The organism is Lactobacillus sp. UMNPBX4 (genome assembly GCF_002554115.1).
Classification (GTDB): Bacteria; Bacillota; Bacilli; order Lactobacillales; family Lactobacillaceae; genus Lactobacillus; species Lactobacillus gallinarum.
On the sequence record NZ_PCZF01000112.1, the window covers coordinates 1 to 1,453 of the forward strand.

General features: G+C 36.2%; 1 protein-coding gene. It reads left to right on the forward strand.

All coding sequences use genetic code 11. The features are described from left to right. Window positions 1–43: 43 nt before the first annotated feature. The gene (locus CP355_RS09910) at window positions 44–1,375 is read left to right on the forward strand and encodes a replication-associated recombination protein A (protein ID WP_098044446.1); all 1,332 of its coding nucleotides are present in this window, start codon (window positions 44–46) and stop codon (window positions 1,373–1,375) included. The last annotated feature ends 78 nt before the right edge of the window (window positions 1,376–1,453 follow it).

Sequence of the window (1,453 nt, forward strand, 5' to 3'; positions counted from 1 at the left end):
ATTAGATAAAATCTATCAAACAGCGTAAGTGTTCAATTTATTATTGCAATTTACGGAAGAATCATTATTTTCTTTAGCAAATCAAAATAAAAATACGCCATTGGCAGACCGCGTGCGTCCACAATCCTTAGCAGATTTCGTTGGTCAAGATGATTTAATCGGTCCAGATAAGATCTTGCGTGAATTAATTGAGAAGGATGAGGTGCCCTCATTAATTCTATGTGGACCACCTGGCACAGGCAAGACAACTCTTGCTGAAATCATCGCTAAACGCACGAAGGCGCATTTTATCACCTTTAGTGCGGTTACTTCTTCAATCAAAGATATTCGGAAAATTATGGAAGAGGCAGAGCAAAATCGCCAATTTGGTGAGAGGACAATTGTCTTTATTGATGAAATTCACCGTTTTAATAAAGCTCAACAGGATGCTTTTTTGCCGTTTGTGGAGCAGGGGAGTATCACATTGATTGGTGCTACAACTGAAAATCCTTCTTTTGAAGTAAATTCGGCGCTTTTAAGTAGAGCGAAGGTATTCGTGTTGCACTCTTTGACTACCGATAATATCATTCAACTTTTAAAACAAGCGTTAAAGAATCCAAATGCTTTTCCTGAATTTAATATAAAAATCTCAGATGAGGCTTTACGTAAGATTGCAATCTTTGGTAATGGGGATGCACGTAGCAGTCTAAATACTCTTGAAATTGCCGTTTTGAATGGTAAAAAATCTGGTAAGACCGTTGTAGTTGATGATGATATTTTAAGTCAGTTAATTGATACTAAATCTTTACGTTATGACAAACATGGTGAAGAGCACTATAATTTAATTTCAGCTTTGCATAAATCAATGCGTAACAGTGATGTTGATGCAGCTGTTTACTGGATTAACCGTATGATTGAGGGCGGAGAGGATCCTTTATATATTGCTAGAAGACTAGTTCGTTTTGCTAGTGAAGATGTGGGTTTAGCAGATACCAATAGTTTAAATGTCGCAATTAATACTTTTCAAGCATGTAAATACATCGGTTTGCCAGAATGTGGAGTTCATTTAACAGAATGTGTGATTTACTTGGCCTCTACACCAAAATCTAATTCAGTTTATGTAGCACAAAAAAAGGCAAAGAAATTAATTAAGAAGACAGGGAATCTCCCAGTTCCATTGCAGATTAGGAATGCACCAACTAAGTTGATGAAGGATTTGCATTATGGTGAAGATTATCAATATGCTCAAGACAGTCCGGATAAATTGACCAATATGAAAACTATGCCGCCAGAGATAGAAGACGAGGTATTCTATCATCCTAGTGATCAGGGAAATGAGATTCGATTTAAGAAGAGGCTAGCTCAAATTAAGGCTTGGCATGAAAAACACGGATAAAAAAGGCTTCACTCAAATTAAGACAATGTCATTAAGTTAAGACATTGACAATTAATATTAGACTTTTAAAGCACTGAT